This is a genomic window from Taylorella equigenitalis ATCC 35865 (genome assembly GCF_000276685.1).
Taxonomy (GTDB): domain Bacteria; phylum Pseudomonadota; class Gammaproteobacteria; order Burkholderiales; family Burkholderiaceae_B; genus Taylorella; species Taylorella equigenitalis.
In genome coordinates this window covers 1-24,417 of the sequence record NC_018108.1, presented here as the reverse complement: position 1 = coordinate 24,417, position 24,417 = coordinate 1, and the positions used below count along the sequence as shown (strand labels likewise).

Genomic DNA, 24,417 nt, shown 5'->3' with positions numbered 1-24,417 from the left:
ACCACTTGAAGTTTTTAAATAGTTTTCATTTGCGTTCGAAATCTCTCAATTTTTATATCTTGTGCTTAAAATAAACCGTTATTAATCCGTGAGATCTTCTATGTATGTTAGAAATTATTTAAAAAATCTTTTTGCTTTAATCGTTTTATTTTTTAGCTCATTTGCATTTGCCCAAAGCAGTGCACAATATCAAACTTTCGATAAGCCATTTCCATCTGAAACTCCTAATAAAACTGAAATTATCGAATTTTTTATGTATACATGTACGCACTGTGCCGCTATAGAGCCTATGGTTGAGAGCATGAAAAAGGATTTGCCTGAAGATGTGAAACTAATTTTAGTTCCTATTGCTTTTAACGAGACTATGGTTCCATTTCAAAAGCTTTACTACACTCTTGAATCATTAAACCGACTTGATTTGCATTCAGAATTCTTTAATGCATTACACAAGCAAAGACAAAGATTATTTACTGAAGAAGATATGGCTAAATGGGCTGAATCTAAAGGTATTAAAAAAGAAGACTTTATTAAAGCTTTTGAATCATTTGGCGTGAATATGAAGGTGAAGCAAGCATCGGAAAGACAAGAGCAATACAAAATTGACTCTACTCCAACATTTGTAGTTGCTGGTAAATACCTTACTTCTCCAGCGATGACTGGTACTTATCACGACACAATTAAATTAGTAAAAGAGTTAATAAAAATGAATTAATTCCCACCTAGAATTGATTTATACATATAAATCAATTTTGAGGTTGTTATGAATTTAAATTCTTATTTATTAGCATTAAGTGCCCTAACTTTACAAACTACTGCAGTACAAGCTCAAGGGTACAAATTTATTACTACCCTTCAAACTACCCCATTAGAGATTGCTCAAAAGGACACTTGCAAGTACAGGTGTCCTGAAATACATGCTTATTTTGTTGAGACTGATTATCCAGCTTTAGATAAGGCAATTAACAGTGATACTTTAAATTTTATAAATTCTTATAATCAGGACTCTATAGAGGATATTAAAGTCGAAATAGATGCTGTGAAGGTTGATGACTTTCTAAGCAAAATTTATCAATCTTTAAAAAAGCAAGAGGCAGATTTTGATGTTCCTGGAATCAATATGTATAGCACCATATTGGTTCAACCTGCTTTCACTGGTACTTTCAATGATTTATTTATGTATGAAAGCTCTCAATATTCCTTTATTTTAGGTGCCGCCCATCCATATACTGGAATTAAACAATTTGTCTACGACACTAAAAACAATAAACTTCTAACAGCTAAGGATTTAGTCAAAGAAGGCATGTTTGAAAAATTTCAAAAATTAGCTCATGCTGAATTTATAAAACAATCAACGGCAAATAAAGTTGATAAAAACATTGCCAAAGAAGCTGATTTTTTTGTATCGGATAATTTTACTTTTAATACTGATGGAATTATCTTTACATACAATCCGTATGAAATCTTAGGTTATGCTTTAGGAAAACAAACGGTCTATATTGGATATGAAGAATTAAAAGATTTATTTAAACCTGAGTATTTGCCTAAATAATTTTTACTTAACGAAAGGTTTAGTAACCAAATAGCTGAGATATATTCTTAAACTTATTGACCTTTTACAAATGGACGATACAATATATTTATCTGAGCAAGCTTAGGAGGTTGATATGTTCAATGTATTGTTGCACATCATGGAGAATTATCAAACGCCAGATAACTGCCCTACGGTAGATATCCTGTATAAGCATCTCTCAGACGCAGGGTTTTGCGATGATGAAATTGATGATGCCATGGATTGGCTCATGCTTCTGACAGAGACCTGTGAGCAAGCTACAAATTTTAATCACCCACAAAGTATTAGAGCATTTACAGATAGAGAATTTAGGCATATCGGGGTTGAGGGTATCCATTACTTGCAATCACTTGATTTACAGGGAGCATTGCCACCATACGTTCGAGAAGTTGTTGTTAACTACTGTATGGCCATAAATTCGGAATTCCTAAACCTATCAAGCATGAAAGTTCTGACGCTTCTAGTTTTATGGAATCAGAATTTCCCAGTAGATAAACACGTAATTCAAGAGCTATTAGCAACTGAAAGTGTCATCCAGTACAACTAAATATATAGGTCGTTTTGCCCCAAGCCCAAGTGGACCACTTCACTTGGGCTCTTTACTTGCAGCTACAGCAAGTTATCTAGATGCAAAAGCCCATAACGGTAGATGGCTTCTACGAATTGAAGATATCGACACCCCTAGAGTCGTGGTTGGGGCTGATTCTACAATTATGCGACAACTCGAATACTATGGCATGCATTGGGATGGTGCGGTCCTATATCAGTCGAATAGATTAAATAGGTATGAGGAAATTTTCCAATATTTGCAACTTGAAAATCGGATTTATGGTTGCTCCTGCACTAGAAAAGAAACGGCTGATAGGCGGTATGACGGAAGATGCAGAAACGGGTCAGCATTGCCACCTAGATCATGGAGGCTAATTATGCCCGACCTTCTTATTTCTTTTGAGGACAGGATAGCGGGGCTTGTAAAACAAAACCCTTACAAAGATGTAGGCGATATTATCGTTAAGCGTGCGGATGGTTTGTTTGCATACCAACTCGTAGTTGTTATAGATGATGCGGATCAATGTGTGACCGATATCGTGCGAGGGAGTGATTTGCTTGATTCTACATGCAGGCAAATCGCAATTCAGAATTATATCAATGCCCCAGAACCCGCATACATGCATGTTCCACTTATTCTCGATGAATTTGGTCGTAAGCTTTCAAAGCAAAACCATGCTGAAGCAATTGATGCTCAATGTTCAAATCCTCTGATAAATTTAAATCTTTGTTTAGAGCATCTCGGTTTCAAAAAATTAGATACAAAGAATATGACGACAAGCGATTTTTGGGAGGAAGCTACAAAAATCTGGGCTTCTAAATATCATAAGCAAACCGCTCCTTAAGAACCCCAAGATGATACGAATTCAATATATCGAGCTGACGTTCACGTGAACTTTTGCGCTTTTGACCTATATATTTGGCAATGATCAACTCATTTTTCATAGAGTGCTCCCAACCTACAAGCTCTGTCACCGTGACCTGATAGCCCATAGCCTCTAACTGTAGACATCTAAGAACATTCGTAATGTGGGAACCAAATTCACGCGTATGAATTGGATGTCTCCATAGCTCTGAAAGGGCGGTTTTTCCTAGAACAGACCCCTTATCGCGACGTAGTACTGATGCCACTTCGGCCTGACAACAAGGAACTAAAACTATGTATTTTGCAGATTTTTTTAATCCAAATTTCAAGGCATCATACGTAGCTGTGTCGCACGCATGAAGTGCCGTAACTATATCCACTTTCTCAGGGATTTTATCGCTTACTAAAGCTTGCTCAACTAGGATATCATAAAACATCATCCCTTGAGTGAACCCTAATTTATCCGCAAGTTCCTGTGATTTTTTTACTAATTCAGGCCTAGATTCTATGCCAAAAACTAAGGCTTTGGGATAAGACTTCAGAAACAAATCGTACAAAATAAAACCTAGATAAGATTTGCCAGCACCATGATCCACTAATAAAAGCTGCCCATCATTTGAATCGACAACATCCTTCATAAGTGGCAATATAAACTGATATAGATGATACACCTGCTTAAGCTTACGCCTGCTGTCCTGATTAATCTTTCCTTCACGAGTTAAGATATGAAGCTCTTTTAAAAGTGCAATGCTTTGCTCTGGCTTAAGCTCTGTAAGTTGATCGCGTATATCCTTAGGCATACTAAACCGTCATAGAAAATATGCGTGTTTCAGGCTGATTTCTAAGCATCCGTAGATCAAATGCCATGCAGATATTTCGTACATAAGCACGACCCTTATCAGTAACCCTAATACCATCTGGATTAATTTCTAAAAGTCCGTCAGACTTCATCTCCTCAAGCCTCTCTAAAACCGATGGTAGCTCATCGAACTGCAAACTAGGGGCTGCCCAACTTGTCTCGAGAAGGCACATTAAATTGAGAATATGTCTTCTTATTATTAAGTCCTCTTTGTTTAAAATATGCCCTCTTAAAAAAGGAAATCCCTTATTAAGTCCTTCATAATACTGTTCGACTTCTTTGAGGTTCTGTACAAATCCATACCATGAATCGCCTATAGAGGACGCACCCAAGCCTACCATCACTTGTGTGCTAGAAGATGTATATCCCATAAAATTGCGGTGTATTTTTTTGTTTAGCATAGACTGATAAAGTTCGTCTGTTGGCAATGAAAAGTGGTCCATACCAACTTCAACATAACCTAACTCTTGAAGTAGCAATTTACCTTTTTCATATAACTGACGCTTTTCCTCACCCGATGGCAAGTCACCTTCATCAAATCCGCGTTGCCCTACACCCTTAATCCAAGGTACATGTGCATAACTATAAAATGCAAGCCTGTCTGGTTTTAAATCAATAGTCTTACGTATAGTAAGCTCCATGCGCTCCCAATTTTGAAATGGCAATCCAAAAACTAAATCATGGCTTATGCTCTCAAAACCTATCTCACGAGCAGCATTTGTAATTTGGACAACATCATCATAAAGCTGTTTTCTGTTGATTGCTTTTTGAACGATTGGATCATAATCTTGAACACCAAAACTTGCCCTTCTAAACCCTAAGTCATAAAGAGTTTTAAGGTGTTCAACTGTAGTGTTGTTTGGATGGCCTTCAAAACTAAAACTATGGCCAGGGGCCACAACTGCACGCCCCCCTTCAAATAGCCCTTCTATAAGTTTTCGCAAATTTTGAGGACTAAAAAATGTGGGAGTTCCCCCGCCTAGATGAATCTCTTTTATATTTACAACTTCATCGAATAAATCTAAATAACCCCCCCACTCACATAAAACAGCCTCTATATACGTATCTTCTACCGTATGCTTTTTGGTGATTCGCTTATGACAGGCACAAAATGTACAAAGTTGCTCACAAAATGGCAGGTGTATATATATGCTGATACCTTCTTTTGAATTTGATTCCTTAAAACTTTTTTTTAACGATTCAAGGTATGCATCAGTTGAAAATGTATTTTCGTCCCAATAAGGAACGGTAGGATAGCTGGTGTATCTAGGACCAGGTATATTGTACTTTTGTATAAGATTTTGCATGGATTATTTTTTACTAGACTTTCTACCAGTACTAGATTTCTTCTCAAATTCAAATCCTACATTACCATTTTTTTCTAGAACTAGGTAGGCTTTGAATGCTCTTTTTGTTCTATTGGAAATGAATTTTTCCAACAAATCAGTTCGACCATTACTCAATAACTTCTGCATCTGCTCAAGAGGAATTTCTTGTTGCAGAATCACTTTACCAGATTTGAAATCACATGATTTGTCTTTTATCTGTTTTTCGCAGGCATAATTTAGACCAGTGTCATAAACGTTTGAAGAGCACTTAGGACATTTGCCCACAGGTTCAAGTGCGGTGAGATCAATATCTTCTTTTTCTTGTGCGTTATCATTGCCAAAATCGAACTCCAACTTATTATCGTCTGTAAGTTTTAATATGGCAGCAAAAGGGCGACCCATTTTACTTATAAAACCTGAAAGCGGACCGATAGAGCGATTCGTAAGAAACTCCTCTACCTCTGCCGTCTCAAATGGTCTCGATCCAGGATTTTTAGTTATAGAAAAATCGCAATCTGTACAGGCATATCGACGATAATTCTCTTTGATCACACCACCACAAACAGGGCAAGGAGTTTCAAGCGTCGCATAATCCCCAGGTACGGTATCGTGCTCATACTCTTTAGCCCTTTTAACGATAATTTGCGTGTTTTTAGCAATCTCTTGCATAAACTTATCACGATCTAAATTGCCTTCCTCAATTTGACGTAGCTTGTACTCCCATTCACCTGTAAGTTCGGGAGAAGTGAGCTCGTTGATAGACAGACCATGCAAAAGCGTCATCAATTGTTTTGTTTTGATAGTTGTAATTAAATCTTTCCCTTCACGGCGAAGATACTGTTCACTAATAAGCCCTTCAATTATGCTTGCACGCGTAGCAGGGGTACCTAAGCCCCTCTCAGACATAGCCTCCCTCAAGTCATCTGAATCCACAAGCTTTCCTGCACCCTCCATAGCTGACAATAACGTAGCCTCATTAAAATGAGCAGGCGGTTTAGTTTTATTTTGGATGCTTTCAATTGACTCTGTCAGTACAGTTTCATTTGCCTTAATTGGCGGCAATGTCTCGTCCATCTCCTCACGACCATATATTTCCAACCAACCAGGGGACACTAAAATTTTTCCTTCTGTTTTAAATTTGTAGGAAATTACTTCGGTTATACGTGTCGTTACATTATAGATAGCAGGTGGATAAAAAACTGCCATGAATCTTTTACAAATCAAATCATAGACTTTAAACTCTGCCTCGCTTAAAGTTGCAGTAGAATTTGATGTCGGGATAATAGCAAAGTGATCAGAAACCTTACTATTGTTAAAAATTCTTTTATTTGATTTTACCCACTTGTTAGAAATTATTTTTTGAGCAAATTCTTTATGTCCAGTATGTAGACTGGAAGAATCCGAAGACATGGATTTTATGTTTTCTTTTACGGTATTTAAGTAGTCCTCGGGCAAATATCTCGAGTCAGTACGGGGATATGTAATTAGTTTGTGTTTTTCGTATAATGCTTGAGCAAGAGCTAAGGTAGTCTTAGCAGAATAACCAAATTTAGAGTTAGCCTCTCTTTGAAGTGTAGTTAAATCAAAAAGAATCGGCGAATTTTGTGTATTTTCTTTTGTTTCTTCGGTTACGGTTCCTTCTTTGCCCTTACAAGCTAGTACTATGGTTTTAGCAGTATTTGCATCCCAAAGTCGGCTCTCTCTAGCATCGGGATCTTTTGGGTTCTTCTTAAACTCAGGATCAAACCATTTCCCTTCATATACGCCTGCACTAGCTACAAAAGTAGCTACAACCTCCCAATAATCCTTAGGTTCGTAGGCTCTAATCTTTTGGTCTCTATCATATACTATAGCCAAAGTCGGAGTTTGAACTCGTCCTATGGGTGTTTTATTAAATCCGCCACCCTTGCTATTAAATGCAGTCATGGCTCTAGTGCCATTTATACCTATAAGCCAGTCAGCCTCTGCCCTAGATCTAGCAGAATCCTCGAGAGGTTTCATGCTTTCATCTGATCGCAAATTTTCAAAAGCTTCTTGTATGGCTTGTTTAGTCATAGACTGAAGCCAAAGACGCTTAATTGGTTTTTTAACCTTTGCGTACTGCATGATGTAGCGGAAGATAAGTTCACCTTCGCGTCCAGCATCACATGCATTAATAATTAACTCTATATCAGCTCTTTTTATAAGCTTAACCAATAATGTAAGACGCTCTTTGGATTTTTTATCAATCGGCTGAATTTCAAATTTCTTTGATGGAATAGCAGGAAGGTTTGTAAATGACCACTTACCTCTGACAGCATCATCTGGATTAAATAGGGTAAGAAGGTGACCTACACTAGATGATATGACATAATGATCGTTTTCGTAAAAGCCCGTCTCCTTTTTAAAGGTACCTAGGGCTTTGGATAAGTCAGTGGCAACTGATGGTTTCTCAGCTATTACTAGAGTTTTACTCATTATTTATTATTAGGGCAGTTTAAATTCATTTTGAGGAATTGGATTTTTTACTTCTCCGTAAGATTGAAAAATGGTTCCAATTCTTTCCTCGAAGTGAGCTTGGTCAAGAAGCATTTTTAAAGTTACTAATGATCCCTGCATTCTAGCTAAAAACTCTGGCACAGTAATCTGTTCTCCATTATAGTTAACTTCCGATTTTTCTATATTAGAAGAGTTAGGGAAAAAAGTAACACTAAAGCTAGGTGCATCTTCAGGAGCTTTCATAAGACCACTTTGTACCCAATATTTTTGAAGATTGTGAACTAAGTCGGATAATTCTTTTTTATGTTCCTCTGAAGCACCTGGTTTTTTATTTTTCATAGCCCAGAATTGAACTGCTTCTTTTAGGATATCATCTAGCCAATAACCATTAAACTGTGCCTTGAGATAGGCATTTTTAAGCATACTTAAAAAAATCATAGATGATGAACCCTTCAAAGCCTCAGGCGAAGGAGCAGGGTTAGTCTCTAGACCATAACTTAAATCAAATTTTCCAGAAGCATTTTGTAGATTTATTGAATAATTTAATTTTGGAGATGAGCTTAAAAAGCTCATTACAATATCCAAGAATTCGCCGCCATGCTTTTTACCAACTAAATCATTTAATTCATCATTAGAAATGTTAGGCTTTGTTTTTTGCAAATCAACCACTTCTTTGAAAATCGTACCTAATGTATTTCCTAATTTCTTAAAGGCATTAGAACTTAAATTATCAAGGTCCATCTCAATCTTATAGCTACCAAATGGTCTATCTTGAAGGAGAACATCAGATATGTTTTGTAAAGAATAAAAACGAGAGTTGACTGGGTCGTGAGTAATAACCACTCTACCATCGCCTTTATTTAACTTAAGTTCTACGTTGCCAAATTTTTGAATTTGTGAATCTATTTGGGTAACTTGTTCCAAGTTCCATTTTCCAAGGTCAAGTTGTTCAAATTTAGTATTTGCTTTTAGGTTTGTTAACTCGTAATAGAAGCGATCATTTTTATCGACAACATCAAATAAAAATTTGGCTTGATTAAATTCTGAGCTTAAGTGATTCATATCATAATCAGACTCAAATTTGATATATGCAGGCTCAGATTGAATAGAACCTTGTTGGTTTACATTTACGTAAATCTTTTCTACTATCATTTCACCTTCAATATAGTTATCGTAATTATGAAGGTACTTAATCAGTAGTGGCTCTTTATCCTTATTAGGGAAAGCTGAAGATATAGCTTTATAAAAATCCGAAGTTTTATTTAAAGTAATGACTTGTTTTGTTTTGATTGGAGATAGGTGACCATTTTTAATTTCACTAAATGGCAATGGTCCATGTTCCGTATGCACATCAAATAGAGGAAATGTCCCTTTTGGAGTTTGTATTTCAATAATGGAATCAGTTGAAAAAACATTTATACCATCATCAGCCTTTTTCTGTGAAAATGAAACGCCCTCTACACCATAAGATTTAATAAGGCTATTGAAATTTTGAAGTTGCTTATCAATAGACTCAGTTGATTTTTGCCCTTGTAAATAACTGGCTACTGGATAAATACCAATAACTATAAGCAAAAGAAGAATAACTAAATATTTAATCCATCCATTACTTCTAGATTTCTTTACCGGTGGCACTTGCTCACTATTTTGAAACTTTGTATTCATACGGCTTTCCTAACATGAAACGCGACTTCATTATAAAATAGCATAATTATATGTTAGATTTATGAGAGGATAATTATGTCATCTTCTGCCTTCATGGAAGGTAAAGTTCTTTCAGTTCATCACTGGACGGACAGATTGTTTAGCTTTACTACTACAAGAGACCCATCATTTAGGTTTAAAAGCGGTCACTTTACTATGATAGGGCTTAGGGTAGACGGAAAGCCATTACTTAGAGCATACAGCATTGCCAGCCCAAATTGGGAGGAGACACTTGAATTCCTTAGCATTAAGGTACAGGACGGACCTCTAACTTCAAAACTACAACATATACAGCCTGGTGATACTATCATTATTGGCAGAAAACCAACTGGTACACTTTTACTAGATTACTTACTTCCCGCTAAAAGGCTCTATCTTCTTTCAACTGGCACTGGTTTGGCACCATTTTTAAGTATCACGCGTGATCCTGAAACTTATGAAAAGTTTGATGAAGTAATTTTATGCCATGGTGTACGTGAAGTAAAAGAGCTTGCTTACTACGATTTATTTACCAAGGATCTCCTCGAGCATGAATTTCTAGGGGAGATGGTGAGAGAAAAACTTAAGTACTATCCTACAGTTACTCGTGAAGAATTTAGAAACACAGGGCGCCTAACTACATTAATCGAAAACGGAAAATTATTTCAGGACCTTGATGTTCCTCCATTAAACCCCGAAACTGATAGAGTTATGATTTGTGGCTCTCAAGCCATGCTTGCAGACCTTAAAAGAATGTGTGAGGAACGCAATTTTATTGAAGGTAACACCACAAAACCTGGTCACTTTGTAATAGAAAGAGCATTTGTAACTACTTAATTAAGTGTTCTAGAGGATTCAGATCAAATTTTATATTTTTATCCTTGATATTTTTAGATATTGTCCTAAGCTCACTTAGGGCAATATTCTTAGTTGATCCATTTTCTTCAGAAATTCTATCTAAGCTTCCTACTCTCATATGATTATGCAAGTCCTGATATCCATTTTTATCAAAAATATATTCATCAGGACAGTCTATATAAAATAAATTTTTCTTAACTCTAGTTATGGCAATATAAAACTGATTTCTCCCTAAATTAGATGCCTCTCCTCTAAACTTATTGCACTCAGAATCAACACCAAACAAAATGGCTTGCTCGAACTCTCTACCTTTAGCCTCGGTTACAGTTAAGAAATCCATCCCTTTACCTTCACTATATCTACGCTTAAAAACGTCCAACTGATCAGGCCAACTACCAAATGTGTAATCCCTAGAATAAGCATCCTCCTTTAAACCTACCCAAGAAGCCCATCCTATCTGATGTCCAAGAAGTGCATTAGAGGCCATTCTAAACAGTTGCGTAAGATTTTCAAATTCCGACATAACCTCATACATTTTCTTATCCTTAAGGTCCTCATCGAAAAACCTCTTAAACCCTTCTACAAATCTTTTATCATAAACATCGGAATCATAAAAATAACAATTTACATGAGACTGCAATAAATTTAAAACGGCTACAAATGGTTTATTTTTAGTGGCAATGCTTTTGTATATTTCCTCTTTAGTATCTTCATCCAAAAAACAAAATGGCAGATCTATAAGAGTCCTGAAATGGCTAGGTAGCAATTTTTCTAAAAAATGTCTTTTAGGCACATTGTAGGGATAACGCATAAAAAACAATAATGAAATCAAAGCTACGCCCATAGAATAATAAAGAGGCGTATTTGATTTCTTTTTAGTCTCAGTAAACATATAAAACTGAGCCATCATGCTTTGAACATAATCCTTAGAGATAACTGTAGTTACTTCCTTGCTAGTTTTTTTAGGATTAAATTTTTCGATTTCCGTTTCATGTTCAACCATAGGCACGATAGGGCGTGAGATAACATTGCCAGCTTTGGCTGATAAATTTTGACCATATCTATAACTGTGGTTTAGATATGTGCATTCAGACTTAAATTCTGTTAAAAAGCTTTCAAATAGGACCTCTGTGTTGGATCCGCGCCATTCAAAAATATTTTGAAATTTATCACCTACAGCCACAAAATTATTTGTTCTAGTAGATAGAAGTCTTAAAAATTCGAACTGTTTTGGGTTTGTGTCGTGATATTCATCTATAGCTATCAGGGGGTAAGTATCTATCAATTCTTCAATTGGGTTGTCCTTGAGTAGCTCTACTAGGTCATGGACTATATCCGTAGGTAGACGGAAACCATGCTCAACATCCCAGTAATCATCAAGTTCGCCATAAAGTCCGTCTTCTTGGATTAGTAAATCATGGTCATCAGGTAGCCATGTAGTCCTAAAACCGTCGTAATTTGAAAGCACCCTTCTTACAACCATTGCGTTATGTGTTAGATTACCTCCAATTAGATCGTAAATAATGTCTGGGTTTGAGTCGTACTTATCTACTGCGGCCGCTCTATAAAACCGCATATCATGCATAAGAGCTTTTAAGCTCGTAAGATTTGAAGCATGAATTTCTATATTATTTTCGCTAAGATAGCCAGAATAATAAAGCTGATCTACACTTAACTTATATAAGCATGGAAGAATATTTTTAAGAACATATTCTTCCTTAAGTAAAAACTGCTTTGACCCTAATCTAGTTAGCAATGAATTTGCTAATCCGTCAATGGTCATCACGTGATGATGTTTTAGACCTTCCTTTTCTAGGTAACTTTTTAATACATCTCTTCCAGTTCTGCTGAAAGTCAGAAGTAGTGCGGGTTTTGTGGAAACCAAAGACTTTGCAAGCTTAGTTATATACGTTGTTTTGCCGCTACCTGCGACACCTTCGATTAAAATTGCTTTCATATGCTAGGTGATTTTACTTTGGTTCTAAACATGATTAATCGGATGGTCATATTATTAACTCTGTTTTTTGTATATAGCTTACCCCATGCTAAAGCAGTAAGTCCCTGCATTGATTACAGCACAAAAAATGAAAAGCGTGTGCATATTTTAGCTATAGACTTAAGTTGTCCTAATATCAAAATCATAGGAACCCCTGAGGGAGAAGCAGACACAACATCCTCATTCGCTTTAAAAAATAATGTGACCGTCGCAATCAATGGCACTTTCTTCGATGAAAACCGATCACCTATGGGTCTGAATGTAACCTCAGGACTACATATAAAACCATATAAGGATACTGCTAGATATAGTTTTTTTGCTTGCACTAAAGAAAAAATATGCTTTATAGAACCATCAAATAGTATCTCAACCATAAGTTTGGATTGGGACTTTGTTATTAGTGGCTGGCAAACCTTAAAAAACGGAAAATTTTACTGCGAAACTCAAGATCAGACTTCTAAGTGTATGCGTAATGGAAACTATCATCATCCACGAACCGCACTTGGCTTAAGTAAAGACGGCAAAATACTCTATATGATAGTAGTTGAAGGACGGCAATTAGATTTTCGAGGATACACTCTAAGTGAATTAGCTCAAGAGTTTAAAAAGCTAGATGTACCCCTAGCCCTTAATCTTGACGGAGGCGGAAGCACTACTATGGTTGTAAAAGGTGTGCGAGTAAACCGCCTGCCATCAGGTCAATTTTTTATAGAACGTTCAGTTGCTAATCACATAGGTATCATAGACTCAACACCTAATTAATCCTTGCTAGCTTCCTTTAGATCTATATATCCAACAGGATGCCTTAGTATCCCCTTAACATTTGGCTTTTGCATAAAAATTTGATTGTAGTAGTAAAGAGGAAATATTGGGGCTTCATCCAAAAGGATTTTTTCTGCTTCTACTAACAAATTCCATCTTTTCCCAGCATCTACTTCATTTCTAGCAGCTTTTATAAGTTCATCATATTTTTGATTTGACCAGTTGGTCCTATTCATAGTTGAGCCTGTAATAAAACTCTCTAGAGAATTATAAGGATCTGCATAATCGTTTAAGAACGAACTACGGGAAAACTGCAATTCGCTTGCTCTTTGTTTAGCAAAAAATACCTTACTCTCCATGCTTTGAAGCTTAATATCCACACCAAGATTTTGCTTAAGCATATTTTGAATGGTTTCTGCTATTTTTTTATCGCTAGGATTACTTACAAAACTAAGAGTAACCTCTGGAAGCTCAGAATAGCCCTGCTCCTTCATACCCTCTTTCAAAAGTTTTTTAGCTTCAGTTGAATCAAACTTAATTAATGCTCCAGCATCTTCCCTAAAATCCTTCGAATTAGGACCAATAAATCCAGGAGCTACGAAGCCGTCTGCAGTCTTGCGTCCCTGCTTAACGACATACTTAACCAGATCGTCTCGGTTAATAGCCATAGCAAAAGCTTTACGTATATTTTTATTGTTAAAAGGCTCCATGCCTACATTAAATCTAAAAAAATACGTACCTGCAGTTGGTAAATTTTGAAGTTCCTTATTGTCCTTAAGCTTATCGTACATAGCAGCTGGAATTGGAGAAGGTGTCAAATCCAACTCATCACTTCGATACATTTGATATGATGTGTTTTCGTCATTAACCATAACCATATCAACTTCATCTACTTTAACGGCATCTTTGTCCCAGTAATTTGGGTTTTTCTCGAGCTTTAAACCCTCTGAATGCTTCCACTCTTTAAGTAAAAAAGGACCGTTACCGACAAATGTCTTCGCTTCCGTAAACCACTTAGGATTATCCTGAGCAACCTTGCGATTTACAGGGAAAAAATTGGGATTTGAAATTATGTTCAAGAAAGCAACATTAGGTTTTTCTAATATCACTTCAAACGTATAGTCATCAATAGCTTTAATACCTAACTCTGTGCCTTTGCCTTCGTTGAAAGCTTGAGCACCTTTTATATCCAATCCCAAAAAAGCTGCTGGCGAAGCAGTTTTAGGATCAAGCATACTGGTCCAAGAATATACAAAATCATGTGCCGTCAGTGGATCCCCATTAGACCATTTAGCTTCTTTTCGAAGCTTAAAAGTATAAACAAGCCCGTCTTCTGAAACGCTATAAGATTCGGCAACGGCTGGAGCTGCATTATGATTATTATCTAATCTAACAAGCCCTTCCATAATATTATTTAACGGCTCCCAAGAATTTGTATTAAATCCCTGTGCTGGATGCAGAGAGCTAGGCTCCTCCACATTATTCATATATAAAGTTGTTTTAGCAATAAGCGGAGAAGTGGCAATAACCAAGCTCGCACAAAGTAATTTTGCAATTCCAAATTTCATAAAAAACTCCTAATAACTAAACAACATTACACCTAACTCTTTCATCTTTCAACCAACATTTGACTAGGTTATTCCCTAGTCTGAAGCATGGAGGTTCATTGGAGAGACAGACTTTCATTGCCATCCTACAACGATCAAAAAAAGCACAGCCTCTCGGAGGATTTGATAGATTAGGCGGTTGCCCATCAATTGCATGAAGCTCATCAATACTAGTTGTGATGGAGGGCATAGACTCAAGCAAAGCCTTAGTGTAGGGGTGTTCAGGGTTTTTAAGAACATCTGAAACGAGTCCAGATTCAACCACTTGTCCTGCATACATAACAAGCATGTTATCCGCTATCGCTGCTACTACCCCTAAATCGTGTGTCACTACCAATAAACCCATTCCAAGCCGATTTTGCAAATCCTTTAGAAGTCGTAAAATTTTTAGCTGAATCGTTACATCAAGTGCAGTAGTCGGCTCATCTGCAATAAGCAACTCTGGCTCGCACATCAAGGCCATAGCAATAACGATTCTTTGAAGCATACCACCTGAAAATTCGTGTGGATACTGTTTAAGCCTGTCATCGGGATTCTCTATGCCCACCAAAACAAGAAGCTCCCGTGCACGCGCTAGAGCAACCCTGACAGTACAATTTCTATGATATTTAATGCCCTCAACAAGTTGATCACCAATACTCATTGTAGGATTTAGTGCGGTAAGTGGATCTTGGAAAATCATGGAAATTTTCTGCCCTCTTATGCTCTTAATTTGGGTGGCAATGTCCTCGCTTTTAAAAAATAAGCTTTTTTTAGAAATCTCAGTATTTCTACTAGAATATAGCCCCATAATGGCATTACAGGTTACTGACTTTCCACAGCCAGATTCACCTACTATCGCAAGCGTTTGACCTTTTGAAATCTCGAAACTAACTCCCCTAACAGCTTCTACCTTAGAGTTTTTAGATTTAAATGTGACCTGAAGATTTTCAACCCTAAGCATTAATGTCTCTTATTTTTAATCGAGGATCGAAAGCATCCTGAAGTCCATCTCCTAAAACATTAAATCCAAACATTGTTAGGGAGATGCATAGTGCTGGAAAAAACAACTGCCACCATTCACCAGATAAGATAACTCCTAATGCATCGTTAGTCATGACGCCCCAAGAAGCATGGGGAGCTTGCACTCCAAGACCTAGAAAACTTAATGCCGCCTCTGCAAATATGGCACTTGGGACAGTTAAAGTCATCTGTACTATTATCGGACCTATGGTATTTGGAATTAAATGATTGCGGATAATGTGGACATTGCCACCCCCAAGGAGCTTAGAAGCTTCTACATACTCATAGTTTTTAAGTTGTAATACCTGACCTCGAACTAATCGGGCCATACCTATCCAACCTGTAACTGTTAATGCAACAATTATCGTAAAAAGCGAAGATCCCATAACAACCATAAGCAAGATTACGATTAATAAATTTGGTAGACCGTAAAGAATTTCTACAATACGCATCATAATCGTATCTGTGTATCCGCCTTTCAAACCACTAAATCCACCATAACTTACACCAACCACTAAATCAATAATCGCCGCCATAATGCCCACAAACAGCGAAATCCGAGCACCATACCAAGTACGAACAAATACGTCGCGTCCCAAATCATCAGTGCCAAACCAATGTTTTGATGAAGGCGGTAAATTTTGCTCACTCAAGGATTGCATGCTTACATCGTAAGGGGAAAAAATAGGAGCAAAAATTGCGAATAAAATCAGTACCACAAGTACGAAAAGTCCCAACATGGCAAGCCTATTTGCTCTTAAGCTTTTCCACACATCACCCCAAAAAGAAACTGATTTTTTATTTTCGAAGGTATAGGTAGGCTTTTCTAAAATGGGCTGAAAATCGCTCAAATCAATATGATTTTGGTTGTTCAAAGCCGTCCTGTTCAAAGCCGTCCTGTTCAAAGCCGTCCTCCTTTGCGTCCCAAACGAATGCGAGGATCGAGAAATCCATAAGCGATATCAACCAAAAAAAGCATTATTACTAATACTGAGCTATAGAATACTGTCACGCCCATGATTACAGGATAGTCGCGGTTTGCAATAGAGTCTATAAAGTATCTACCCATGCCTGGAATTGCAAAAATCTTTTCAATAACAAATGTGCCTGTTAGTATAGAGGCTAGAAGCGTACCGAGAATCGTGATCACTGGTAGGAGTGCGTTTCTTAAGGCATGTCTTAAGATAATTCTCGTTTTTGGAATTCCTTTTGCATATGCTGTTTTGATGTAATCTTGAGATAGAGTTTCGAGCATGCTACTTCTAGTAAGCCTAGCGATTATAGCCATAGGAGCTGTTGCTAGTGCGATGATAGGCAGTATCATATGCATAGTGGTTTTCCAAGTTGCTACAGGAAACCAACCTAAATTGACAGCCAGCTCCTGTATAAGCCATGTTGCGAGAACAAAATTAGGAATAGATATCCCAAGTACTGCCAAACCCATAGCCAAATTATCTATCCAGCCTTGATGATGAACAGCCGATATAACGCCGAGAGTTATGCCAGTAAACATTGCCACCATAATCGACCAGATTCCAAGCTCAAATGAAACTGGAAACGCACGCAAAATTAAATCCACAACACTTGTATCGGGCTGATTTATAGAAGGGCCAAAATCAAATGTAAAAATCGATTTCAAATACGCCATAAACTGCATATATAGCGGTTCATCAAGGTGATAAAACTTTTTAAGGTTTAGCTCTTGAGCACTATTTAGCGAGCGATCGCTGTCAAATGGAGACCCTGGCACAAGATGCATAAGAACAAACGTAATGCTTGCTATAGCTAGGATAGTCAGTATCATAAGCAAACATCGTTTTATTATGTAATCTCTCATATTACTCATGCCGCTCATGCCACTCATGCCGCTCATGCCGACGCCTCTAATTTTGATTTTGCAATAGATACATCTGCTGGCAGTACAGCGTTTAATAGTGTCTTAGTGTAGTGATTTTGTGGATTGCAATACATATCAGAACTACGATTTAGCTCAAGCAACTCGCCCTTATATAAAACTCCAACTCTATCTGAAATCAATCTTACAACCGATAAATCATGAGAAATAAAAACCATAGTAAGTCCATATTCCTTCTGTATACGCTTTAAGAGCAGGATAATTTGAGCTTGGACAGATACATCAAGGGCCGATACAGCTTCATCGCACACTAAAAATTTAGGCTTAAGTGCAAGAGCACGTGCTATGGCAATTCTTTGACGCTGCCCCCCAGAAAACTCGTGAGGATATCGATTCGCCCATTGTGGATTAAGGCCAACCTCCTCAAGAAGCTCATAAACACGTGATTTTAATGCTTGCTTAGAATTAAATTTCTTATGAATTACAAATGGCTCCGCCAATACGTCCATAATGCTCATTCTTGGATTTAAACTAGCGTACGGATTTTGAAAAACCATTTGAATATTCTGAGTTAGATACATCCGCTCAGACTTGGAAGGGTTGTGTACATCGATACCTTCAAACTCCACCAAGCCACTATCAGGTTTCAAAAGCCCTACCATAATCCTAGCAAGTGTTGATTTACCACTTCCAGATTCGCCAACTATCCCAAGAGTTTCACCTCTAATAACATCTAATGTAACGTCACAAACTGCACAAATAGACTTCGATTTGAGTTGAAAAGTTTTGAATAAGTTATGGATGGCAATGATCGAGCAACTCGTCGTAGAAAGCATAATTTATAATATTTTTCGTTTATATATTTTATCTTATGGTCATGCTCCAATCCCCTCTCCCAGATCGTGATGGAATCACAGCTAGTCGGTTATATCTACCGAGGGAGAATTGGTCAAGCTTGATTGACTTCCTTATATTTAGATTCCCTCATATTCCTCCTACGATACTACAAAAGCGCTTAAAAAAAGGGGATTTCGTTAACTCTGAGGGTATATCTGCAGATATAGATTCACCATATGTTCCTGATAGTTGGTTATGGTATTTTCGTGAGGTCGATGAGGAGCCAACAAATCCGTTTGAATTAACGATATTGTATGAGGATGATTTAATTGTAGCAATTGATAAACCTCATCTTTTAGCTAGTGTGCCTGGTGGCTACCATCTGCACGAATCTGCACTTATTAAATTGCGCAGATTACTAAACAACATAAATATAAATCCCATACACAGGCTTGATCGTGAAACTGCTGGGGTGCTTGTTTTTTGTAAGCAATCAAAATACAGAAATGCTTATCAAGTAATGTTTCAGGATCGAGTGATAAACAAATCTTACGAATGCATTGCCCCCAAGCCTATTGATTTATCAATATTTCCACAAGTACGCAAATCCTATATTTGTAGGAGCAATAATTTCTTTACTATGATCGAAAACACAGAGCTCATACCAAACAGTGAAACTAGGATTGAATTTGTACATACTGTAAAAGGTGGCAATGCCCTTTATCGCCTCTTTCCTTCAACAGGAAAAAAGCACCAATTGCGTGTCCATATGAGTGGTTTAGGTCTACCGATTGTGCATGATAATTTTTATCCCGTATTATTAGCTCAACGGGATAAAAACGATTTCAGCAATCCATTACAGTTGCTAGCAAGGAGTATTGAATTCAAAGATCCTATAAGTGGAGAACATAGATACTTTGAATCCCATCAAAAGCTGGAGCTTGATACGTTAGATGACTTAGATCATGTTAAATGTCTAAATCGCTAACTGTTAGTGCATTTTCCTCAATAAACTCTCGTCTAGGCTCAACGCGGTCGCCCATAAGCATATCAAATATTTGATCTGCCGCTATGGCATCCTCTATCTGCACTTGCAGAAGCCTTCTAACAGAAGGATCCATTGTAGTTTCCCACAGTTGGTCTGGATTCATCTCTCCCAAACCTTTATACCTTTGCTTGTCTACAGATTTAGAAGCCTGCTCAAAAAGCCAATCTACCACCTGTTTAAAGTCGCTTACAGCATACTCCATACGTTTTGTAGCTTCGCCTCTAAATACTTTTGCACCATCTTTTATAAGTCCTCTAAAAGATTCTCCCGCATTTAAAAGTATCTTATAGTCATTGCTAGCAATAAAATCTCTATTAAATATAGAAGTGTCCTTATTGCCGTGAATCAAACGATCAACAACTAGGTAATGACTATTAAGCTCAGCATCATATTGGGGCGTGATTTCAACCGCTTTAGGTTTACTTGGATCGAATAATACATCCTTAAGCTTAGTTGCACTTTCCTGTGCATTTTGCTCCGTATCAAGCTTAAGGACAAACCCATGTGAGATAGCCTGTAAAGTAGATTCATCCATAATTCGGCTTAAACGACGAATAACTTTATCGGCTGACATATAAGTTGAAAGGTATGACTTAAGTTCATCACCTTCGATAATCCTATCACCTAAATCGATACCAGCATCCTTAAGAGCTAGTTCTTGCATAAACTCAGTCTCTTCTGCATCATCCTTTAGGTAACGCTCAACTTTACTACCTTTTATACGGACCTTATATAAAGGAGGTTGGGCAATGTACACATGACCTTCTTCAACAAGTTTAGGCATTTGACGATAAAACAAAGTTAAAAGAAGAGTACGGATATGAGCACCATCCACATCCGCATCGGTCATGATAATAATGCGATGATATCTTAGCTTTTCTAGATTGAAATCTTTATCGATGCTTGTGCCTAATGCAGTTATAAGCGTTTTGATAGCATCACTAGCAAAAATGCGGTCAGCACGTGATTTTTCAACATTTAAAACTTTACCTCTAAGTGGAAGAATTGCTTGAAACTTACGGTTTCTCCCTTGCTTAGCTGAGCCCCCCGCAGAATCTCCCTCTACTATGTAAAGTTCACATTTTGCTGGATCTTTTTCTTGGCAATCTGCAAGCTTACCTGGTAATCCTGCACCTTCCAAAATGCCCTTACGTTTAGTTAATTCTCTAGCTTTTCTGGAAGCTTCCCTAGCCCTAGCAGCCTCAATAATTTTTACGCAAATATCTCTGGCATCGTTAGGATTTTCTAAAAGCCATGTCTCAAGACCTTCAGCAACAACTTCCTCAACTGGAGCTCTAACCTCACTAGAAACAAGCTTATCCTTAGTTTGGCTACTAAATTTTGGCTCAGGCAATTTGACAGACAATACGCAACTTAACCCTTCACGCATATCTTCGCCTACTAGCTCGACTTTAGCTTTTTTAGCTAAATCAGTGGACTCAATATACTTGTTGAACACCCGAGTAATTGCAGCTCTTAAACCTGTTAAATGTGTACCACCATCGCTTTGTGGGATATTATTTGTGTAGCATAGGACTTGCTCATTAATACTGTCGGTCCATTGCATGGCAACGTCAACCTCAACTTCTACGCCACCAGCAGAAGATGATTTAGATACGTGGAATATATTGGGATGTATAACTTGTTTGCTTTTATTAATATAAGAAACAAATCCAGTTACGCCCCCAGAAAACTCAAAGTTTTCCTCTTTTTCGTGTAACTCATCAACCAAACGAATTTTTACGCCATTATTCAAAAAAGATAGCTCGCGTAATCTTTTAGAAAAAACCTCGTAACTATAGTCTATAGTTCCAAAAATCTCAGTGTCCGCAAGATAATGCACTTTTGTGCCACGCTTATCTGTATGACCTACAACTTTAAGAGGTTCAACTTTTACGCCTCTATTAAAGCTCATCTCATGAACTTGACCATCACGTCTAATTGTAAGACGAAGCCACTCTGACAATGCATTAACGCATGATACGCCCACCCCATGCAAGCCACCAGAAACTTTGTATGAATTTTGATCAAATTTACCGCCTGCATGAAGTTCTGTCATAACGATTTCAGCAGCACTTCTGCCGTACTCATCGTCCTTATGAACCTCTACTGGAATTCCTCTACCATTATCCGCTACTGAAATAGAATTATCAGAATGGATAGTCACAACAATGTCGTCACAATAACCCGCAAGTGCTTCGTCTATAGAGTTATCAACTACCTCAAACACCATATGGTGCAAACCAGTACCATCTGAGGTATCGCCGATATACATGCCAGGACGCTTACGCACAGCCTCCAAGCCCTTAAGCATCTTAATTGAACTAGCGTCATAAGATGGCTTTTGATTTGAATCAGTCATATAAATGTTCTTATTGTTAATTGTTAGATTCTAAGAGGCATAACCACATATTTAAATTGATCATCTTCTTTTATAGAGATCAACAAGGAAGAATTAGACTCTCCACTCATAGATAGAGTTACGTTTTCATATGAATTTAGGACACTTAAAACTTCCAGAAGATATAGGGCATTAAATCCCATATCTATTGGGTTATTGTTGTACTCAATATCAAGCTCCATCTTAGATTCTTCCTGATCAAGATTGCTTGAAGATATCGTTAATCGATTGTTTGCAAAATGCAATTTAATACTGTGAAGCTTATCCTCGTTAACCAAAATATTTGCTCTTTGTAAGTTATCACTAAATTCAGAGCGGTTGATAATGATTTCGGTGTTATAGCCTTTAGGAATAACTTTTTCGAAGTCAGGGAATTTACCTTCAACTTGTTTAGATAAAACTTCAATATCCCCAAATTTAAATTGAATGCTCCTACCTGAAACACTAACTTGTACTTCATTATGAGATTCATCAAGAAGCCGTAATAACTGTTCAACTGTCTTACGAGGAATAATAACCTTAGTTTGATCAGTTACTCCCTCAATAGTTTCGGCAGCATGAGAAAGTCTATGACCATCTGTAGCAACTCCATGAAGCATACCAGGCTCAATCACTAACAACATGCCGTTTAGATAGTAACGAATATCACTTTGTGCCATAGCACACGATACTAAATTAAGGATTTTCTTAAGAGCTTGGACATCTATAGAGAATCGAACCTTCCATTCAGTATCAAAATTTGCATCTGGATAATCAGCACCTGGCAATGTCTGTAGTGTGAATCTACTATCATCTGCACTAAGTGTAATTTTAGATTCGTTAAGATTAGCCTCAATCATGGCTCCAGTAGGCATGACACGTATTATGTTTTGTAATTTCAAAGCTGGAACTGCAACTTTGATAATCTCAGCATCATCAACTGGAGCTGAAGAGCTATCATCCTCTCCAAATCTTAATTTCGTAGTTATTTGAATGGACAGATCACTAGTGACTAAATCTAATGATTGCGGACCTTTTTTAATAAGTACATGGGAAAGAATTGGTAATGAAGCCTTTTTCTCCACTATACCGACTACAGTATCAAGTGGCTTTCTGATAGCTTCAGTCCCTAACTGAAAAATTTGCATATACACCTCTAAGGTTAACTTCCTAGTATCTGTTCAAGAACTCTAATATCATGGTTAAGCTGGCGATCTTCTCTTCGCCTAGAGGCAATCTTTTCGACGGCGTGATGGATAGTTGAGTGATCACGACCTCCAAAAGACTGACCTATCTCTGGAAGACTATTACGCGTAAGCTCCTTAGTTAAATACATAGCAACATGACGAGCTTTCACTAAATTAGCACTTCTAGATTTTGAATAAATGTCCGAAATCCTTATTTTATAGTAATCCGCTACAGTTTTCTGAATATTTTCAACTGTCAAACTACCATTTCTTTGACGTAAAACATCCCTTAAAGCTGCCTTGCAGGTATCAACCGTAGGTTTATCAATTTGCTTAAACTGAGAATAAGCCATAACTTTTTGCAATGCTCCTTCAAGTTCTCGAACATTACTCTTAATATTGCTGGCAATATATAACGCTACCTCATCGGTAAATTCCATATCAGGAAAATCTTTTGCTTTAGATTTAAGAATTGAGACCCTAAGTTCAACATCAGGCGGTTCTATTTCTATAATTAGTCCATTTTGGAATCTTGATTTAAGTCTATCCTCAATAGCATCTAAATTATCTGGGAAAGTATCACAACTAATAACCACTTGTTTGTCATTATTCACTAGTGCTTCGTACAATACAAAGAATTCCTGCTGCGTACGTTCTTTACGTGCAAATAACTGTACATCGTCCATAAGCAAAAGATCGGAATTAATGTACTTATTATCCTGAGCCCTATACTCAACCCACCTACCTTCAATCATACGGCGCGTTATTTCTGTATAGTAAGTCTCAGCATGTATATAAAGCACATTCCTCATTTTGTGCTTGGTAAATAGCTCATTACCAATCGCATGCATAATATGCGTTTTACCCAATCCCGTTTTCCCATAGATAAATAATGGGTTATAGCCATGCTTACCAATGTTTCGAACAACATTTTGAGCTGTTACATATGCAAGCTCATTAGAATCTCCTACTACAAGATTCTGAAATGTAAGCCTTTGATTTAAATTCGTAGCTTTGTAGAACTGCTGCATATCCCTAGGAATCTCTGCCATGCCACGATAAGCATAACGACCCATAGGTTCTGGCAATGCCTCTATACTCTCTACCGCCTCAGATTCTCCTTTCTCGGGCTCAAACTCCATTACAAAAGTATTATCCTCGAAAGTTTTATCCCTATAAGATTCTTTAGTTGGAGTGGCAATGCTCCTATCAATAATTGGTTTTTCTGCAGAAACTACTGGATCATTGGGGTTAAAATCAGCACTAGGAATAGTTTCTGAAGAAGTCTGAGGTTTAGGTGCTAGTACTACTTCAACCCTTACATTGATATTAAGAATTTCTAAAATGACATCTCTGATAGTGTTTGCGTAATAAGATTGCACCCAGTTTTTCTTAAGTTCTGTGGGAGCCTCTAATTTAATGACAGTATCATCTTCTGAAAATCCTAATGGCTTAAGTGGTTTAATCCATTTATGTACAATATTTTCGTCTAATATCTCTGTAAGTTTAGTTAGACATTCCTGCCAAAACTCGCCCAACTTTAGTTCCTCCAA

The 24,417-nt window shown here is 37.3% G+C and carries 20 protein-coding genes; 7 read left to right on the top strand and 13 right to left on the bottom strand.

From position 1 onward, the window contains the following. Nucleotides 1-100 precede the first annotated feature (100 nt). From KUI_RS00100 to gluQRS, 4 genes are all read left to right on the top strand, one after another. The gene (locus KUI_RS00100) at nt 101-712 is read left to right on the top strand and encodes a thiol:disulfide interchange protein DsbA/DsbL (RefSeq protein ID WP_013521820.1); all 612 of its coding nucleotides are present in this window, start codon (nt 101-103) and stop codon (nt 710-712) included. Between the two features lie 48 nt (nt 713-760). Beyond that, entirely contained in the window at nt 761-1,549 is a 789-nt protein-coding gene (locus KUI_RS00095) for an RsiV family protein (protein WP_013521819.1), read from the top strand. Between the two features lie 115 nt (nt 1,550-1,664). Continuing rightward, nucleotides 1,665-2,117 carry a Smg family protein gene (locus KUI_RS00090; RefSeq protein WP_014839994.1) on the top strand — a complete coding sequence of 151 codons (453 nt, stop codon included), beginning with the start codon at nt 1,665-1,667 and terminating at the stop codon, nt 2,115-2,117. Further along, nucleotides 2,098-2,964, top strand: coding sequence for a tRNA glutamyl-Q(34) synthetase GluQRS (gene gluQRS / locus KUI_RS00085; protein WP_013521817.1), 867 nt, complete (start codon nt 2,098-2,100; stop codon nt 2,962-2,964). The genes KUI_RS00090 and gluQRS overlap by 20 nt, the downstream gene beginning before the upstream one ends. Here gluQRS and KUI_RS00080 read toward each other — a convergent pair. The 4 genes from KUI_RS00080 to KUI_RS00065 are packed head-to-tail and all read right to left on the bottom strand — an operon-like array spanning nt 2,936 to nt 9,314. Then, nucleotides 2,936-3,784 carry a class I SAM-dependent methyltransferase gene (locus KUI_RS00080; protein ID WP_014839993.1) on the bottom strand — a complete coding sequence of 283 codons (849 nt, stop codon included), beginning with the start codon at nt 3,782-3,784 and terminating at the stop codon, nt 2,936-2,938. The two genes, gluQRS and KUI_RS00080, sit on opposite strands and share 29 nt — an antisense overlap. A 1-nt stretch (nt 3,785) precedes the next feature. Beyond that, complete coding sequence (gene hemN / locus KUI_RS00075; protein ID WP_014839992.1) at nt 3,786-5,150, bottom strand: oxygen-independent coproporphyrinogen III oxidase; 1,365 nt, start codon at nt 5,148-5,150, stop codon at nt 3,786-3,788. A 3-nt stretch (nt 5,151-5,153) separates the two neighbouring features. Further along, the gene (locus KUI_RS00070) at nt 5,154-7,628 is read right to left on the bottom strand and encodes a DNA topoisomerase III (protein WP_013521814.1); all 2,475 of its coding nucleotides are present in this window, start codon (nt 7,626-7,628) and stop codon (nt 5,154-5,156) included. A gap of 9 nt (nt 7,629-7,637) precedes the next feature. Further along, nucleotides 7,638-9,314, bottom strand: a complete 1,677-nt coding sequence (locus KUI_RS00065; RefSeq protein WP_014839991.1) for a DUF945 family protein — start codon at nt 9,312-9,314, stop codon at nt 7,638-7,640. Nucleotides 9,315-9,389: 75 nt separating this feature from the next. On the opposite strand from KUI_RS00065, the gene KUI_RS00060 reads away from it, so the two are divergent. After that, a complete protein-coding gene (locus KUI_RS00060; protein WP_013521812.1) occupies nt 9,390-10,169 on the top strand; it encodes a ferredoxin--NADP reductase in 780 nt (259 codons plus the stop codon). On the opposite strand, the gene KUI_RS00055 is transcribed toward KUI_RS00060, so the two are convergent. Next, nucleotides 10,162-12,147, bottom strand: a complete 1,986-nt coding sequence (locus KUI_RS00055; RefSeq protein WP_014839990.1) for a UvrD-helicase domain-containing protein — start codon at nt 12,145-12,147, stop codon at nt 10,162-10,164. The two genes, KUI_RS00060 and KUI_RS00055, sit on opposite strands and share 8 nt — an antisense overlap. Before the next feature lie 42 nt (nt 12,148-12,189). On the opposite strand from KUI_RS00055, the gene KUI_RS00050 reads away from it, so the two are divergent. Beyond that, entirely contained in the window at nt 12,190-12,948 is a 759-nt protein-coding gene (locus tag KUI_RS00050; RefSeq protein WP_014839989.1) for a phosphodiester glycosidase family protein, read from the top strand. Here the strand turns inward: KUI_RS00050 and KUI_RS00045 are convergent. The 5 genes from KUI_RS00045 to KUI_RS00025 are packed head-to-tail and all read right to left on the bottom strand — an operon-like array spanning nt 12,945 to nt 18,248. Then, complete coding sequence (locus tag KUI_RS00045) at nt 12,945-14,516, bottom strand: peptide ABC transporter substrate-binding protein (RefSeq protein WP_013521809.1); 1,572 nt, start codon at nt 14,514-14,516, stop codon at nt 12,945-12,947. The two genes, KUI_RS00050 and KUI_RS00045, sit on opposite strands and share 4 nt — an antisense overlap. Nucleotides 14,517-14,532: 16 nt before the next feature. Then, nucleotides 14,533-15,498, bottom strand: coding sequence for an ABC transporter ATP-binding protein (locus KUI_RS00040; RefSeq protein ID WP_014839988.1), 966 nt, complete (start codon nt 15,496-15,498; stop codon nt 14,533-14,535). Then, nucleotides 15,491-16,462: an ABC transporter permease gene (locus KUI_RS00035; RefSeq protein ID WP_269146013.1), complete on the bottom strand. Its 972-nt coding sequence runs from the start codon at nt 16,460-16,462 to the stop codon at nt 15,491-15,493. The genes KUI_RS00040 and KUI_RS00035 overlap by 8 nt, the downstream gene beginning before the upstream one ends. After that, nucleotides 16,459-17,430: an ABC transporter permease gene (locus tag KUI_RS00030; RefSeq protein ID WP_014839986.1), complete on the bottom strand. Its 972-nt coding sequence runs from the start codon at nt 17,428-17,430 to the stop codon at nt 16,459-16,461. Before KUI_RS00030 ends, KUI_RS00035 begins: the two co-directional genes overlap by 4 nt. Beyond that, nucleotides 17,427-18,248, bottom strand: a complete 822-nt coding sequence (locus tag KUI_RS00025) for an ATP-binding cassette domain-containing protein (RefSeq protein WP_013521805.1) — start codon at nt 18,246-18,248, stop codon at nt 17,427-17,429. Before KUI_RS00025 ends, KUI_RS00030 begins: the two co-directional genes overlap by 4 nt. A 35-nt stretch (nt 18,249-18,283) precedes the next feature. Here KUI_RS00025 and KUI_RS00020 point away from each other — a divergent pair, with 35 nt between their 5' ends. After that, nucleotides 18,284-19,237: a pseudouridine synthase gene (locus KUI_RS00020; protein ID WP_014839985.1), complete on the top strand. Its 954-nt coding sequence runs from the start codon at nt 18,284-18,286 to the stop codon at nt 19,235-19,237. On the opposite strand, the gene gyrB is transcribed toward KUI_RS00020, so the two are convergent. From gyrB to dnaA, 3 genes are read right to left on the bottom strand one after another with little or no spacing between them, the layout of a single operon-like run. Then, nucleotides 19,218-21,659, bottom strand: a complete 2,442-nt coding sequence (gene gyrB, locus KUI_RS00015) for a DNA topoisomerase (ATP-hydrolyzing) subunit B (RefSeq protein ID WP_013521803.1) — start codon at nt 21,657-21,659, stop codon at nt 19,218-19,220. The genes KUI_RS00020 and gyrB overlap by 20 nt on opposite strands. Nucleotides 21,660-21,682: 23 nt before the next feature. Further along, nucleotides 21,683-22,825 (bottom strand): DNA polymerase III subunit beta, encoded by a 1,143-nt coding sequence (gene dnaN, locus KUI_RS00010; protein ID WP_013521802.1) that lies wholly within the window; start codon nt 22,823-22,825, stop codon nt 21,683-21,685. 14 nt (nt 22,826-22,839) lie between these two features. Then, complete coding sequence (gene dnaA / locus KUI_RS00005; protein ID WP_014839984.1) at nt 22,840-24,417, bottom strand: chromosomal replication initiator protein DnaA; 1,578 nt, start codon at nt 24,415-24,417, stop codon at nt 22,840-22,842.